We start from the raw sequence: 14,867 nt of genomic DNA, 5'->3' as shown, positions 1-14,867 counted from the left end.
TCGCCTTCGTTCATCGTGCCCCTACCCGCCACACCGTCACTTCGTGCAGCGTCTCGCCCGGCTTGAGTACCGTCGTCGGGAACGCCGGATGGTTCGGCGAGTCGGGAAAATGCTCGGCTTCCAGCGCGAACGCATCGGTTTGCCGGTAAAGCGTTCCGCCCTTGCCCGCGACGCTGCCGTTCAACCCGTTGGACGTGTAGAACTGCAGCCCCGGCTGGGTCGTGTACAACTCGAGGAAACGCCCCGACGCCGGGTCGTAAGCGCGCGCGGCAAACGCCGGTGCCGGCTGGCCGCCCTGGTCGAGCACCCAGTTCTGGTCGTAGCCGTGCGCGATCATGAGCTGCGGATCCGCGTCGCGCAGACGCGCGCCGATCGGCGTCAACTGGCGCAGGTCCATCGGCGTGCCCGCGACGCTCGCCAGTTGCCCGGTCGGAATCGACGTGGCGTCGGCCGGCGTGAAGCGCGATGCGGCGATCTCGATCAGTTGCCGCTCGACGCTGCCGCCGGCCTGCCCCGCCAGGTTGAAGTAGCTGTGGTTGGTCAGGTTGACGACCGTGTCCTTGTCGGTCGTTGCGCGATAGTCGATGCGAATGACGTTGTCGGGCGTCAATGTGTAGGTCACGTCCGTCGTCAACGTACCGGGGAAACCGTTCTCGCCGTCGGGGCTCACGTAGCGCAGCGTGACGCTCGAACCGTCCGCGTCGCTCCGCGTACCGGCGACCGTCCACACCTTCGCGTCGAAACTGTCGGGGCCGCCGTGCAGCGTGTTCGGCCCGTCGTTGACCGGCAGCTTCCACGTGCCGCCGCCGAGCGCGAAACGCCCGCCGGCAATCCGGTTCGCATAACGGCCGATCAGTGCGCCGAAATGGATGTTGCCGTTGTGGGCCTCGTAATCGCGCAGCGAATCGAAGCCGAGCACGATGTCGGCGACGTGACCCGACCGGTCCGGCACGTCGAGCGCGGTCACGATGCCGCCGTACGTGATGATCTTCAACGTCACGCCGCGCGGGTTCGCGAGCGTGTACTGGGCCACCGGCTGCCCGGCGGCGGTCTTTCCGTAATCGGCGCGGCGGATCGATACGTCGGGCGCCGCCGAGGCGATACCGGCATGGAACCCGATCGTTGCGACCGCACAGATCGCGATCAGCGGGTGTGGTCGTTTCATGGAAGCCTCCGAAGCGTTGCGACGGGCGGCTGCGCGCAAGCTGCGTGCCCGCACGCCGCCGGGCGACAGGCGGAACCGGTCTCGTCTCGGGGATCCGAACACGGCGCCGCGCCATCGCACGCGCATGATCGCACGGAAGCGCATCGATACGGCGGCACGTCCGGCTCGCGCGCACCGGATACCGCGCGGCGCACGGCAGGCTGAAACGTCGGTGTCGAGCCGGCGCCGATGTCGGCACCGCTCAGGAGTGGCCTGTCAGCGCGCCACCGCTTCCGTATTCCGGACGCTGCCCAGAAACCGCGTCAGCTCCACCGTCTGCGGCCGCTCGAAGATCTCTTCGGCCGTCCCGGTTTCCCACACCCGGCCCTGGTGCATGAACACGATCCGGTCGCTCACCGCGCGCGCGAAGTTCATCTCGTGCGTGACCATGATCAGCGTCATGTCCTCGCGCGCGAGTTGCTCGACGACGCCCAGCACCTCGCCGACGAGCTCGGGATCGAGCGCGGACGTGATCTCGTCGCACAGCAGCACGCTCGGTTTCATCGCGAGCGCCCGCGCGATCGCCACGCGCTGCTGCTGGCCACCCGACAGCTGTTCCGGAAACGCGTCGAACTTGTCGCCAAGGCCGACGCGCTCGAGCATCAATTCCGCGATCGCGCGCGCCTGCTGGCGATGCGCCTTCTTCACGACCGATTGCGCGAGCATCACGTTCTGTCCGGCGCTCAGGTGCGGAAACAGGTTGTACTGCTGGAACACCATCCCGACCTTGAGCCGCAGCGCGCGCAGGTCGGCGTGCCGCGCATCGACACGCTCGCCGTCGACCGAGATCGTGCCCGCGTCGATGCTCTCGAGCCCGTTGAGCGTGCGCAGCAGCGTGCTCTTGCCGGAGCCGCTGCGGCCGATGATCGAGACGACCTGCCCGCGCTCGACGGAGAAATCGATGCCCTTGAGCACATGATGGGTACCGAAGTTCTTTTCGAGACCACGGGTTTCAACGAGCGACATGCCATCTCCTTTGCAACGTGCGCGCATAACGGGTAAGCGGGTAACAGAGCGCGAAATAGATCAGTGCGACGAGCCCGTACACGACGAACGGCCGGAACGTCGCGTTCGAGATCGCGATGCCGACCTTGGTCAGCTCGGTGAAGCCGATGATCGACACCAGCGCCGTATCCTTCACGGCCTGCACGCCGAAGCCGACCGTCGGCGCGATCGCGATGCGTGCGGCCTGCGGAAGGATCACGTGACGCAACTGCTCGACATAACTCATGGCCAGGCTCGCCGAGGCCTCCCACTGCCCTTTCGGCACCGCCTCGACGCAGCCGCGCCAGATTTCGGCGAGATACGCACTGGTGAAGAACGTGAGCCCGGCCGTGGCCGCGACCCACGGCGGCACGTCGAGCCCGACGAGCGGCAGGCCGAAGAACACGATGAACAGCTGCATCAGCAACGGGGTGCCCTGGAATACCTCGATGTACAGCTTCGCACCGCCACGCAACACCGGCGAACCCGACACGCGCATCACGAGCACCCCGAGGCCGACCAGGCCGCCGGACAGGAACGACACGATCGACAGCACGATCGTCCAGCGCGCGGCCAGCAGCAGGTTGGCGAGAATCTGCCCGAACGTGAAATCGATCATCGCGCACCTCGCACACGACGGGAGAACAGGCGGCGCCCCATCGAACCGAGCGCGCCGCGCAGCAGCAGCGCCATCGCCAGGTACGCGAGCGTGATGACGAAATACGTCTCGAATGCGCGGAAGTTGCGCGATTGAATGTAGCCCGCCGCATAGGTCAGGTCGGCCACCGAGACCTGCGACACGACCGCCGAACCGAGCATCGTGATCACGATCTGGCTCGAGAGCGCGGGAAACACCTTGGCGAGCGCCTGCGGCAGCACGACGTGGCGCAGCATCTGCGCGCGCGACATCGCAAGCGCGGACGCCGCCTCGAGATGCCCGTTCGGGACGGCGGCGACGCCCGCGCGCACGATCTCGACCGAGTACGCGCCGAGATTGAGCGTCATCGCGAGAATCGCGGCCGTGTATTCGTCGATGTGCACGCCGAGCGCGGGCAATCCGAAGAAGATGAAGAACAGCTGGACGACGAACGGCGTATTGCGGATCGCCTCGACGTACGCGCCGATCAGCGGGCGCAGCCGCACGACCACCGGCGCGTCGACGCTGTACGCGGCCGCGCCGAGCACGCCGATCGCCACGCCGAGCACGGTCGCGACCGCGGTCAGCGCGAGCGTGATCGCCGCGCCGCTCGCGAACACGCCGGCGTATTCGGCGAGATCGCCGAATTGAAGCTGGTAGCTCATGACGATTGAGTAAGTTCAGGTTCGGACAACGACACCCGCCGCGCCGGCGGCGCCGGCCGCGGCGGTGTATCAGGCAACACGGCGATCCGTCACAGCCCCGCCGGCAACGGCTGGCCGAGCCATTTCCGCGACATCGCGCCCAGCGTGCCGTCCTGCTTCGCATGCGTGATCGCATCGTCGATCTTCGCGAGCAGGCGCGGCTCGTTCTTGTTGACGCCGACGAAGCACGGCGAATTCTTGATCACGAACTTGACCTCGGGCCGGCGCGGCGGATTCTTCGCGAGAATGGCCGCCGCGACGATGTTGCCGGCGGCGATCAGCTGCACTTGCCCCGACAGGAACGCCTGGATCGTCGCGTTGTTGTCCTCGAAGCGCTTGATCGTCGCGTTCGGCGCAAGCTGCGTCAGCGCGATCTCCTCGAGCGCGCCGCGCGTGGCGCCGACCGTCTTGCCGGTCAGGTCGGCGGGCCCGCTCACCTTCACGTCAGCCGGCCCGAACACGCCCTGGAAGTACGGCGCGTACGCGGTCGAGAAGTCGATGACCTTCTCGCGCTCGGGCGTCTTGCCGAGCGACGAGATCACCATGTCGACCTTGTTGGTCGTCAGGTACGGAATCCGGTTCGCGCTGTTCACGGGCACCAGCTTCAGCTTCACGCCGAGCGATTTGGCGAGCAGCTCGGCCATGTCGATGTCGTAGCCCTGCGGCTGCATGTCCGTGCCGACCGAGCCGAAGGGCGGATAGTCTTCGGGCACCGCCACGCGCAGCGCGCCGTTTTTCGCGATGGTGTCGAGCGCGTCGGCATGTGCCGGTGCAGCGGCGAACAGCGCCATCACGGGTGCGGCGATCAGCGCAGCCAGCCAGGTGCGTCGGGGGAACGGTCGAGTCGTCGGGCTCACGGTGAATCTTCCTTGTCTGGTATGTCGTCGGGCAGCGCGCAACCGTTGCGCGGCCGATGCAACTCCAGCAAAAACCGGGCCATTGCCGTGAAACGCTTGCCGTGCCGGCACGAGCGGGAAATGCCGGCAACCCGCATTCCTCATTTCGGTGCATGAGTCGGCATCGGCGACAGCCGTTGCCCCCGCAGCGCGCGCGGGCGCACCAAATTACCTAACCGGTTCACCCGGGAAACACGACCGCCGTGCATGCGCGGTGCCGGCCGGCGCGTTTTGCGGCGCGATCGTCGTGGCCCATATGCACGGATTCGAACAGGTTCAGTCCAAATTTGCATTCCGTTTGTGACGGGAATTACGGCCGAATACGTTCGCGACATACCGTGCGTTTCGCCGCGATCGGCAAATCGCAAGCAGGACGGGCGCGCCTGATTCCGCGCCCGGGTTCTCCGGTACGAGTCGTTCCCGATCGTCCCGCGATCGGGACGAATGCAATCACTTCAGAGCACGAGGACGCAATCATGGCATCGCTTCCGGAACCGTCGACAACGGGCGAAACCAACAAACGCAGCTGGCTCGAATCGCACGAAGCCGGCTATCACAAGACCCTCGGCAATCGACAGGTACAGATGATCGCGATCGGCGGGGCCATCGGCACCGGTCTGTTCCTCGGCGCCGGCGGCCGCCTGCAGGCCGCCGGACCGTCGCTCGCGATCGTCTACCTGGTATGCGGCGCGTTCTCGTTCCTGATCCTGCGCGCGCTCGGCGAACTCGTGATGCATCGCCCCAGCAGCGGCAGCTTCGTGTCGTACGCGCGCGAATTCCTCGGCGAGAAGGCGTCGTTCGTCGCAGGCTGGATGTACTTCCTGAACTGGGCGATGACCGGCATCGTCGACATCACCGCCGTCGCGCTGTACATGCATTACTGGGCGCCGTTCGCGGCCGTGCCGCAGTGGATCTTCGCGCTCGTCGCGCTCTGCATCGTCGCGACGATGAACCTGATCGGCGTAAAGTGGTTCGCCGAGATGGAGTTCTGGTTCGCGCTGATCAAGGTTGCCGCGATCGTATTGTTTCTCGCGATCGGCTCCGTGCTCCTCGGCACGGGCGTGCCGGTGGCCGGCCACGACACCGGCATGCATCTGATCACCGACAACGGCGGGTTCTTTCCGCACGGACTGATGCCGGCGCTGGTGCTGGTGCAGGGCGTGGTGTTCGCGTTCGCGGGCGTCGAACTGGTCGGCACGGCGGCCGGCGAGTGCAAGGATGCGCGCAAGGTGCTGCCGCGCGCGATCAACAACGTGATCTGGCGCATCGCGATCTTCTACGTCGCCTCGGTCGTTCTGCTGGTCTGCCTGCTGCCGTGGAGTGCGTACAAGGCGGGCCAGAGCCCGTTCGTCACGTTCTTCGGCGCGCTCGGCGTGCCGGGCATCGGCTCGGTGATGAACCTGGTGGTGCTGACGGCGGCGCTGTCGAGCCTCAACTCGGGCCTCTATTCGACCGGGCGCGTGTTGCGTTCGCTGTCGATGGGCGGCTCGGCCCCCGCATTCCTCGGACGAATGAGCGCGCAATCCGTGCCGTACGCGGGCATTCTGGTGACCGTCGCGATCTATGTGGTTGGCGTCCTGCTCAACTATCTCGTGCCGTCGAACGTGTTCGAGATCGTCCTGAACATCGCGTCGCTCGGCATCATCAGCACGTGGGGCTTCATCGTCGTGTGCCAGATGAAGTTCCGCGCCGCGGTCAGGCGCGGCGAGGTGGACGACGTGTCGTTCAGGATGCCCGGCGCGCCCGTGACGTCGTGGCTCACGCTGCTGTTCCTGCTCGGCGTGCTGGTGTTGATGGCATTCGACTATCCGAACGGCACCTGGACGATCGCCTCGATCCCGCTGGTCGCGCTGCTGCTCGTGGCCGGCTGGAAATGGCTGAGCAGCCGCGCACGCCGCGGGTTGCTCAAACCGACCATCCCGTCGGTCACGCTGACCCAGCAAGTACTCGAAAAAGGCAACGACTGAGCCGACGCGCAATTGGCGGACGGCCTGAGGCCGACGCAGGCCGCCTCGCAGAACAAGAGACAATTCAATGGCACCGTTTGACGAAATGCTTGCGGGCGATCAGGTTCGCCCGCCCTACTCGCGAGTCAAGGCATGGCTCGACACGCAGAATCCCGCGAGCCTCGCCCAGAAAGCCCACGACGCGGAAGGCGTGTTCCGCAAGACGGGCATCACGTTCGCCGTCTACGGCGACGCGGAGGCCGCCGAGCGGCTGATTCCGTTCGACATCGTCCCGCGCATCATCTCGGGCGCCGAATGGAGCCGCCTCTCGCTCGGCATCGAGCAGCGCGTGATGGCGCTGAACGCCTTCCTCGACGACATCTACCACCGCCAGGAAATCGTGCGCGCGGGCATCGTGCCCAAGCACCTGATCGCGCACAACGAGGCGTTCATCCCGGAGATGATCGACTTCCGGCCGCCCGGCAACGTGTACACGCACATCATCGGCGTCGACATCGTGCGCACCGCCGAGAACCAGTTCTACGTGCTGGAGGACAACGCGCGCACGCCCTCCGGCGTGTCCTACATGCTGGAGAACCGCGAGACCATGATGCAGCTCTTCCCGGAGCTGTTCCAGCAGGTGAAGGTGCGCCCGGTCGAGACCTATCCGCAGATGCTGCGCCAGTCGCTCGCCGCGGTGTGCCCGCCGGGCGGCAACGCCGACAACCCGACCGTGGCCGTGCTCACGCCCGGCATCCACAATTCCGCGTACTACGAACACTCGTTCCTCGCCGACCAGATGGGCGTGCACCTCGTCGAGGGCAGCGACCTGCAGGTGATCGACGGCCGCGTCGCGATGCGCACGACCGAGGGCTTCCAGCCGATCGACGTGCTGTACCGCCGCGTCGACGACGCCTTCCTCGATCCGCTCACGTTCCGCCCCGATTCGGTGCTCGGCGTGGCGGGGATCATGGACGTGTACCGCGCCGGCAACATCACGATCGCGAACGCGCCGGGCACCGGCATCGCCGACGACAAGGCGATCTACTCGTACATGCCGGAGATCGTCGAGTTCTACACGGGGCGCAAGGCGCTGCTGGAGAACGTGCCGACCTGGCGCTGCGGCGAGGCCGACAGCCTGAAGTACGTGCTCGAGCATCTCGACGAACTGGTCGTGAAGGAAGTGCACGGCTCGGGCGGCTACGGGATGCTGGTCGGCCCGTGCGCGTCGAAGGCCGAGCTCGAGGCGTTTTCCGCGAAGCTGCGCGCGCGTCCGGCGAACTACATCGCGCAGCCGACGCTCGCGCTGTCCACCACGCCGATCCTCACCGACGCCGGCCTCGCGCCGCGCCACGTCGACCTGCGGCCGTTCGTGCTGGTGTCGGACCGGATCCGCATCACGCCGGGCGGGCTCACGCGCGTGGCGCTGAAGGAGGGATCGCTGGTCGTCAACTCGAGCCAGGGCGGCGGCACCAAGGACACCTGGGTGCTGGCCGACTGAGCCGGATGCGACCGCGCGCGCCGCAGCCGGCGCGCGAACCGAACGAAGACGGAGTGGACACGAGATGCTTCTGGGGCGTACTGCAAGCGGGCTCTACTGGATGTACCGCTATATCGAGCGCGCGGAGAACATCGCGCGCATCGTCGATGCCGGGCTGCGGATGGCGCTCACGCGCACGTCCGACGCGCCGGCCGAATGGTCGTCGGTGCTCGTCAGCTCGGGCGCGGACGACGGCTACCGGGAGAAATACGACGCGTATGCGGCCGATACGGTGACCGACTACCTGCTGCGCGACCGCGACAACCCGTCGAGCGTGCTGTCGTGCATCGAGGCCGCGCGCTCGAACGCGCGGATGGTGCGCACGGCGCTCACGCGCGAGGCGTGGGAAAGCGTGAACGGCGCGTGGCTCGCGCTGCGCCGCGCGCTGGCGCAGCCGGTGCCGGAGAGCGAGCTGCCGGCCGTGCTCGACGAAGTGAAGCGCGAAACCGCGCTGATCCTCGGCAGCTTCTACAGCACGATGCTGCGCAACGAGATCTTCGATTTCGCGCAGATCGGCGCATTCATCGAGCGCGCGGACAACACCGCGCGGATCATCGACGTGAAGTACCACCTGCTGCTGCCGTCGGTGTCGCACGTCGGCACGATCCTCGATACCAACCACTGGGAATCGATCCTGCGGTCGGTCGAAGCGCACAACTCGTACCGCTGGGTGTACGGCGTGAAGTACAAGCCGATGAACATCGCCGACTACCTGCTCCTGAACGGCCGCATGCCGCGTTCGCTGCGCCATTGCTACGGGCGCGTCATGTCGAGTCTCAACTTGCTCGTGAAGGAGCATGGCACCGCTCACGCGTGCCACGACACCGCCGCGCAGACGCTCACGATGCTGTCCGACAGCACGATCGAACGCATCTTCAAGAACGGCCTGCACGAGTTCCTGACCGGATTCATTCGGCGCAATCAGCAACTGGGGCTCGACATCGCCCAGGCCTACAATTTCGATTGAGTACCGCAATGCATATCGGAATCGCCCACACCCTGCGTTATACCTTCGACACGCCATTGCCGCAGGCACTGCAGCGCCTTCGACTGCGACCGTTGTCGAATCCCGGCCAAACGGTCGAACGTTGGGAATTGCTCGCAAACGACAGGCAGCCGGAATTGTCGTACATCGACGGATTCGGAAACCATGTCGACCTGGTGCGTCGCCCGAACGACGACCCGGAGATCGTCATCGTTTCACGCGGCGAAGTGACGACGCACAACAAGGACGGCGTGCTGGGCTCCGCGGACGATCGGACCAATCCGTGGCTGTTCCTGCGCGAATCGCCGCTCACGCGCCCCGGGGACTCGCTGATCGAACTTGCGTCGGCCCTGAAGAGCACGCAGAACCGTCTGCTGCAACTACACGAATTGATGGACATCGTGCACGATCGCCTCGCATCGGGGTTCGAGAACGACGACGACGCCACCGATGCGGAAGCGGCGTGGATCCGTTCCGGCGGGACATGTCGCGACCATGCGCATGTCTTCATCGCCGTGGCGCATCGGCTCGGCCTTCCCGCGCGCTTCGCTTCCGGTTATCTGATCAGCGACGATGACGACACCGGAGCCGCTGATCATGCGTGGGCTGAAGTTTACGTCGACCCGCTCGGATGGATCGGCTTCGATCCGGCGAACAACCTCTGCCCGGACGAACACTACGTGAAGCTGGCGACCGGCATCGACGCTTGCAGCGCCGCGCCCGTCACCCGCATCCGGTCGAATTCGGGCGCGGAAACGCTGGCTGTGGACATCGCGGTCACCCTGCCGGCCCGATGAGTCGAGCGACGAAAATCCCGGCACTCGCACCGACGATGCAAACGACCCGCGCCCTGCCATCCGACTTCGAGCTGCCGGATTCGATCGACGCGATCGACCGCTATCGCGCCCCGGCGCTCGACAAGGGACTCGACATTCTCGAACTCCTGTCCGAGCAGAAGGAAGGCCTCACCCGCACCGAAATCACGAAGGAACTCGGCCGCAACGCGAGCGAGATCTACCGGATGCTCGAGCGCCTCGTCGCACGCCGCTACGTGATGCGTTCGACCGGCGGCGATCGCTACACGCTCGGCCTCAAGCTGTTCGCGCTCGCGCACCGGCATCCGCCGATGAACCGGCTGATCGCCGATGCGTTGGCGCCGATGCAACGCTTCGCCGATGCGGTCGAACAGTCGTGCCATCTGACCGTCTACGACCGCGGCAACCTGCTCGTGATCGCGCAGGTCGACGGCCCCGGCACGTGGGGTGTATCCGTGCGGCTAGGCTCCCGTATCGCGCTCGCCGATACCGCGTCGGGGCGCGTGATGCTGTCGTTCCAGGGCCCCGAGCAACGCGCGCACATGCTGGCCGAGCATCGCAAGGTCAAGGGCGAGGCGCCGCTGAACGAGCAGGAACTCGCGTATGCATGCCAGTCCATCCGGCAGTCCGGCTACCTGCGCCAGGACAGCCGTCAGGCCTATGGCGTGACCGATCTGAGCGCGCCGATCCTCCGGTCGTCCGACCATGCGATCGCGGTGCTGACCTGTCCGTACATGCGCCGGATCGACGCGCACATGGCGCCGACGGTCGACAAGGTCGTTGCGGCCTTGCTCCGCACGGCCGATCATCTGTCGATACCCCAACACACCCCCTGTTGACGGGAAACCCGGCACGAGAGCCCGGCATGGCGGAAGGCAGCAGACTACAACCATCGCTCGCGGGGATCGGCCAGATAAGACTCCCACAGGCGCAGATAGCCCCCTACCCATATTTGGCTCAGCGGCAATCTAATATCGACCGCAATGCCTTGCTGGCAAAGGGACGTCGAGCAGTTTCCCGCCAAAATGCCCCCAAATTGCCCGCACGAACTCGGTTACGCTCGGGACGCTCGCTACAAGCCTCCAAGAGGCTGGCATGTGGTCCGACGAGAGTGTTAATTATGTTAAATTGATTGTGTGCGCAACTATATGGATAGTGGCGATGCCCATCACTGCAGCCGATGAGGCTCAAAGAATTACACGAATGAGTTTCGCATGCAGGTCGTAGCGGAAATACGAGCTCCGACACGTTCACTGGTGGAAGCTGCACGCGCGCATGGGTTGAACGCGGATCTCGTGTCGAAGTAGCGTCGGGATCCCGATCTTTATAAATAGTCGCTGGAGTGTTGTCGCGTTGCCCTCCCTCGTCCGTCTCTCGAACAGCCTGACACTACCCTCAAGCGAATTGTCGGGTTAGAGAAATCAGCAGGTCGCCGATCTGGCTGCCCCGCTCGCTCGAGGCTCGTTGGCCTTCTTCGTATTGGAAGAGGAACCGCTCCATCAGTTGGGGATCGATCTCCGCCACACGTTTCTCCATCGCTTTGCCTCTCGGCGGCTCGGCGCCGGTCTCGCGCGCATGCTTGTCGATGCCGCGCATCAATTTGAAAAAACGAGTCTCATCCTCATCGCTCCAGTTGCATTCGGCCTTCAGGCACGCTTGAACGAATCTGCAAAGGGCCGCGACGAATTCTGCCAGCATGTCCGGATTCCGGGCCAACGAAGACGCCGCTGCTACCAGCACGGCGGCTGCCCTTGCCCGGTTCCCTTCGGTGGGCCCGGCGGCCGCCTCCTGGGCCGTTTGCGCCACGGCCGCCCACCTCGCGTCCGCCTGATGCGAGCCGTCCATCTCCGCGACATGCAGCGCGGCCACCTCGTCCCGAATCGCAAGCAATGCCGCGTCCCCGCCCAGCGTATCCGAGAGAAGCGGACTCACCAGAATGGCGTTCAGTAGCCGGCGCGGCAGCGCCGAGAGGTTGGCGCCCACCGGTACGCTCTCCAGCCAGTCGGCGACGAACACCGCGACGTTGAAATTGGTGCCGCGGTAGCTCGACAGCACTCGCGCCAGTTCCACCACATCGGTCGGCATGCCCAGCGCGGTCGCCCACTCGTCCGGGTCGGACGAGCCGACGACAAAGGTGAACGCACTGCTGACGTTTTCCGGCCACATGGGGACGCTCCGTGGCGGTTGCATGCGCGTCAGATAATCACGCAAACGTGCAATTCGATCTGCTTTCACTTGCGGATCGCCGCCGAACGCAGATAGCGTGACATCGGGCTTCGACAGTTGCGTGACGGTTCCCAGGTGCGCATCCAGGTAGCTGGCGAGTTGCGTGGCCGAACGAGACCCCACCATGCGGCCCGCCTAGTGGGCGCCTTTCATGAGCACCAGGGTGGGAATGCCGCGCACGCCGAAGCGCTTGCGCAGTGCTGGGTGCTCGTCGACGTTGACCTTAACGATGTCGACCTTCCCATCGAAGCTCCGCGCCACTTTCTCGAGCGTCGGCGCCAGCGCCTTGCACGGTCCGCACCATTCGGCCCAGAAGTCGATCAGTACTGGGCGGCTGTTCAACGTCACATCGGACTCGAAGCTCGCTTCGGTCACATCTATTAAATCACTCATTTCAGGTTCCTGTTTGCTAGTTCGATCTCAATCGGCCGTGCCTCACTGACTTGCGGGCCGTCGTCGCGACTCCTCCGCGGCGCCAGGCCGGCGAATTGGTCGGCAAGCTCGCGCGTCAAAATCGAAGACATAGAGAGGAGGGTTTCGATAAGATCAGGTAGCCCTGCAGTACCGCTCCAGACGCTTCGCGACTTCGTCGATCACCTTGACGGGGGCGATTTCCAGCTGCAAATCATGCGTTGTCAGCACCCTGGCGAACAGATGGAATGCGTCGCCGTCGAAATGGAAATGCCCATGGCGGCCCGAGGAAAAACGCGTGGTTCGCGATCTTTTCCAGGTCCTCTCCGGCAAGTGGTAGCGGCTCATTCAGGTTTGCCAGGATCAACGACACACACCCTTTCAGGCGGATCCGAACGATGTCCGACAGCCCCACGCGTGCGTCTATGCCGGTGAGGTTCGCACCTTGTTCAACGAGTGCCGCCGCATGCGCTCCACCGCCACACCCCGCATCGAGCACGCGAAGATTGGCTACATCGCCGGCCATCGAAAGAATCGCTGGTCGTTCATTGAAGGCATTCCAAGCATTCACTTCGTTGCCGGTGTCATACGCCGCAGCAAACGCGTCGCAATCATTTTCAGGCATTAAAAATGCCGCATCCATTGGATGGGGCAATTGAAATCCGTGGCCCGCTGTTTCGCATTCATCACTGCCGATATTTATTTATTAAATAGTAAGCAAAGGCGATAACACTGTAAGTGAGCGTAAATATCGTGACGAACGTTTCGAACTGCCAATTTGGCGTATGGAAAAATAAGTGGATGTCCACTGCAGTGAAAATGGATGCATGAAATCCCAACAAAATACTGCATACTCGGCGTTCCGCAGGACGGATGTTTGTGGATTTCACTGGAAACCTCATTCTAATAATATTTGGTAAGCCATGTGCACGCGCACTTCCTATTCTGTAATTTTCGCCGAAATAATCTGGAATTTTTTTTCAAAAAAATCGTGATTTTTGCAAATTCTTGCCGATCGATATCGAGACGCTTTGGAGTTAAAAAAAGCAAGCGATACGCCTGAAGGTTTCCAAGCCGAACTGTCCCGGGTTGGGCCGTGGGCATGTATTTTCGAGCGGGGGTTTACGAAAAGGTTGCTGGACAGGTTGGAAGGTATTCTAGAACGAGAAAGCAAAAATATTCCAATTGGCTCCGGTTATTCTGTGACATCAACCAGAATCAACAAGCAAACAAGAAGCTGAGTCGGCCATCGACATGATGTCGTTTAGCGCGTATATGCGCAACGCGTCATCCAGCGAGGCAAGCTGGGACTTCGGATAAGAAGGCGCATGTGTCGTGAGAAAAAAGGTTATCCAGTACGTCACCTTAGGTTTGGCCATTTCAATAGTGGTGGCCGTCGCCTTCAGATATACACGGCACGACAAGCCAAATATTCAATACGTTACCGCCCAGGTTTCGTATCAGGACATCGAATCGACCGTCGAGGCCGTGGGTACGATCCGCGCAGCGGATCTCGTTAGCGTCGGCGCGCAGGTCAACGGCCAGATCAAGTCGATGCACGTGACGCTCGGCGACCATGTCAGGAAAGGTCAGCTGATCGCGGAAATCGACTCGCAGCCACAGATCTACGCATTGGACACGGCTCGGGCCCAATTGCAAAGCGCGGTGGCCGCAGTGCATTCGAGCGAGGCGTCGCTTGTCCAGGCCAGGCTCGCGCTGCGACGGCAGAAGGAACTGGCTGAACATGACGCCGGGTCGCATGCCGATTTGGAAACGACACAGGCAGCCTTCGACGTGGCTCGCGCAAACGTCGAAACGAGTCATGCCCAGATGAAGGTAGCGCAGGTCAATGTGGACACTGCGCGCGTCACGCTTGGCTACACGCGCATTGTTGCCCCGAGCGACGGAGAAGTCGTCGCCGTGCTCGCGGTAGAGGGCCAAACCGTCAACGCCAATCAGACGACGCCGAATCTGGTGAAGATCGCGCGCCTCGACACGATCCAGGTCAAGGCGCAAATCTCGGAGGCCGACGTGGTGCGGCTCAGGCCTGGCCTGCCCGCCTATTTCACGATTCTCGGCGACCCGTCGCGTCGATATGAAACCACGCTGAAAGCCATCGAGCCCGCGCCGGACTCGATCATGACCGACACGACCACCAGTCCCACGACAACTTCGTCGGCGACGAATACGGCCATCTATTACATCGGCCGGCTCGATATGCCGAATCCCGATCATCGACTTCGCATTTCGATGACGGCACAGGTGTCGGTCGTGCTTGCGCGTGCGCGACACGTGGCGGTCCTGCCGGTCGCTGCACTGACTGCACCGCCACGCGACGGGCGCGCGACGGTGCGGGTGCTGGCGGCCAACGGCAACGTCACGAGCCGGATAGTACGGACTGGCATTGCCAACGACACCGTTGTGCAGATCGTCAGCGGCCTTGGGGCGGGAGATCGTGTCGTCGTCGGACAGTCTTCCGGCGCAGGGCCGCGTGATCCATACGGCATGGCGGGGTAACG

Annotated in this window: 12 protein-coding genes and 2 pseudogenes; 7 read left to right on the top strand and 7 right to left on the bottom strand. The window is 63.9% G+C overall.

Going from position 1 to position 14,867, the window contains the following annotated elements; translation table 11 throughout:
• Positions 1–10: 10 nt before the first annotated feature.
• From HWX00_RS11045 to HWX00_RS11025, 5 genes are all read right to left on the bottom strand, one after another.
• Positions 11–1,165 carry an aldose epimerase family protein gene (locus HWX00_RS11045; protein ID WP_175028479.1) on the bottom strand — a complete coding sequence of 385 codons (1,155 nt, stop codon included), beginning with the start codon at positions 1,163–1,165 and terminating at the stop codon, positions 11–13.
• Between the two features lie 255 nt (positions 1,166–1,420).
• Positions 1,421–2,170, bottom strand: a complete 750-nt coding sequence (locus tag HWX00_RS11040) for an amino acid ABC transporter ATP-binding protein (RefSeq protein WP_034189549.1) — start codon at positions 2,168–2,170, stop codon at positions 1,421–1,423.
• A complete protein-coding gene (locus tag HWX00_RS11035) occupies positions 2,157–2,807 on the bottom strand; it encodes an amino acid ABC transporter permease (protein WP_034189548.1) in 651 nt (216 codons plus the stop codon). Before HWX00_RS11035 ends, HWX00_RS11040 begins: the two co-directional genes overlap by 14 nt.
• Positions 2,804–3,490 carry an amino acid ABC transporter permease gene (locus HWX00_RS11030; protein ID WP_049036812.1) on the bottom strand — a complete coding sequence of 229 codons (687 nt, stop codon included), beginning with the start codon at positions 3,488–3,490 and terminating at the stop codon, positions 2,804–2,806. Before HWX00_RS11030 ends, HWX00_RS11035 begins: the two co-directional genes overlap by 4 nt.
• 89 nt (positions 3,491–3,579) lie before the next feature.
• Positions 3,580–4,386, bottom strand: coding sequence for a transporter substrate-binding domain-containing protein (locus HWX00_RS11025; RefSeq protein ID WP_034189546.1), 807 nt, complete (start codon positions 4,384–4,386; stop codon positions 3,580–3,582).
• A gap of 515 nt (positions 4,387–4,901) precedes the next feature.
• Between HWX00_RS11025 and ansP the strand changes: the two genes are divergently transcribed.
• The 6 genes and pseudogenes from ansP to HWX00_RS37145 all read left to right on the top strand — a co-directional run.
• Positions 4,902–6,392, top strand: coding sequence for an L-asparagine permease (gene ansP, locus HWX00_RS11020; protein ID WP_049036810.1), 1,491 nt, complete (start codon positions 4,902–4,904; stop codon positions 6,390–6,392).
• Between the two features lie 67 nt (positions 6,393–6,459).
• Positions 6,460–7,872, top strand: a complete 1,413-nt coding sequence (locus HWX00_RS11015; protein ID WP_069245753.1) for a circularly permuted type 2 ATP-grasp protein — start codon at positions 6,460–6,462, stop codon at positions 7,870–7,872.
• 64 nt (positions 7,873–7,936) lie between these two features.
• Positions 7,937–8,878 carry an alpha-E domain-containing protein gene (locus HWX00_RS11010; protein WP_069245754.1) on the top strand — a complete coding sequence of 314 codons (942 nt, stop codon included), beginning with the start codon at positions 7,937–7,939 and terminating at the stop codon, positions 8,876–8,878.
• Positions 8,879–8,886: 8 nt separating this feature from the next.
• Positions 8,887–9,693 (top strand): transglutaminase family protein, encoded by an 807-nt coding sequence (locus HWX00_RS11005; protein ID WP_049034049.1) that lies wholly within the window; start codon positions 8,887–8,889, stop codon positions 9,691–9,693.
• A gap of 35 nt (positions 9,694–9,728) precedes the next feature.
• A complete protein-coding gene (locus HWX00_RS11000; RefSeq protein WP_175027770.1) occupies positions 9,729–10,550 on the top strand; it encodes an IclR family transcriptional regulator in 822 nt (273 codons plus the stop codon).
• 363 nt (positions 10,551–10,913) lie between these two features.
• A pseudogene (locus HWX00_RS37145) lies at positions 10,914–11,018 on the top strand (transposase); the annotation flags it as partial.
• Between the two features lie 991 nt (positions 11,019–12,009).
• Here the strand turns inward: HWX00_RS37145 and trxA are convergent.
• Together trxA and HWX00_RS10980 are read right to left on the bottom strand one after the other, a co-directional pair.
• A pseudogene (trxA, locus tag HWX00_RS36780) lies at positions 12,010–12,330 on the bottom strand (thioredoxin); the annotation flags it as partial.
• A 232-nt stretch (positions 12,331–12,562) separates the two neighbouring features.
• Positions 12,563–13,003, bottom strand: coding sequence for a methyltransferase domain-containing protein (locus HWX00_RS10980; RefSeq protein WP_226194315.1), 441 nt, complete (start codon positions 13,001–13,003; stop codon positions 12,563–12,565).
• A 680-nt stretch (positions 13,004–13,683) separates the two neighbouring features.
• Here HWX00_RS10980 and HWX00_RS10975 point away from each other — a divergent pair.
• Positions 13,684–14,865, top strand: a complete 1,182-nt coding sequence (locus tag HWX00_RS10975; protein ID WP_175027771.1) for an efflux RND transporter periplasmic adaptor subunit — start codon at positions 13,684–13,686, stop codon at positions 14,863–14,865.
• The last annotated feature ends 2 nt before the right edge of the window (positions 14,866–14,867 follow it).

The organism is Burkholderia seminalis DSM 23518, assembly GCF_902832885.1.
In the GTDB taxonomy this organism is placed as follows: domain Bacteria; phylum Pseudomonadota; class Gammaproteobacteria; order Burkholderiales; family Burkholderiaceae; genus Burkholderia; species Burkholderia seminalis.
The sequence above is the reverse complement of the archived record's forward strand: the minus strand, read 5'-3'. Positions and strand labels throughout refer to the sequence as shown.

Excerpts from the sequence above, each read along its gene's own strand:
- HWX00_RS11045 (WP_175028479.1), bottom strand. The coding sequence starts at position 1,165 with ATGAAACGACCACACCCGCTGATCGCGATCTGTGCGGTCGCAACGATC.
- HWX00_RS11040 (WP_034189549.1), bottom strand. The coding sequence starts at position 2,170 with ATGTCGCTCGTTGAAACCCGTGGTCTCGAAAAGAACTTCGGTACCCAT.
- HWX00_RS11035 (WP_034189548.1), bottom strand. The coding sequence starts at position 2,807 with ATGATCGATTTCACGTTCGGGCAGATTCTCGCCAACCTGCTGCTGGCC.
- HWX00_RS11030 (WP_049036812.1), bottom strand. The coding sequence starts at position 3,490 with ATGAGCTACCAGCTTCAATTCGGCGATCTCGCCGAATACGCCGGCGTG.
- ansP (WP_049036810.1), top strand. The coding sequence starts at position 4,902 with ATGGCATCGCTTCCGGAACCGTCGACAACGGGCGAAACCAACAAACGC.
- HWX00_RS11015 (WP_069245753.1), top strand. The coding sequence starts at position 6,460 with ATGGCACCGTTTGACGAAATGCTTGCGGGCGATCAGGTTCGCCCGCCC.
- HWX00_RS11010 (WP_069245754.1), top strand. The coding sequence starts at position 7,937 with ATGCTTCTGGGGCGTACTGCAAGCGGGCTCTACTGGATGTACCGCTAT.
- HWX00_RS11005 (WP_049034049.1), top strand. The coding sequence starts at position 8,887 with ATGCATATCGGAATCGCCCACACCCTGCGTTATACCTTCGACACGCCA.
- HWX00_RS11000 (WP_175027770.1), top strand. The coding sequence starts at position 9,729 with ATGCAAACGACCCGCGCCCTGCCATCCGACTTCGAGCTGCCGGATTCG.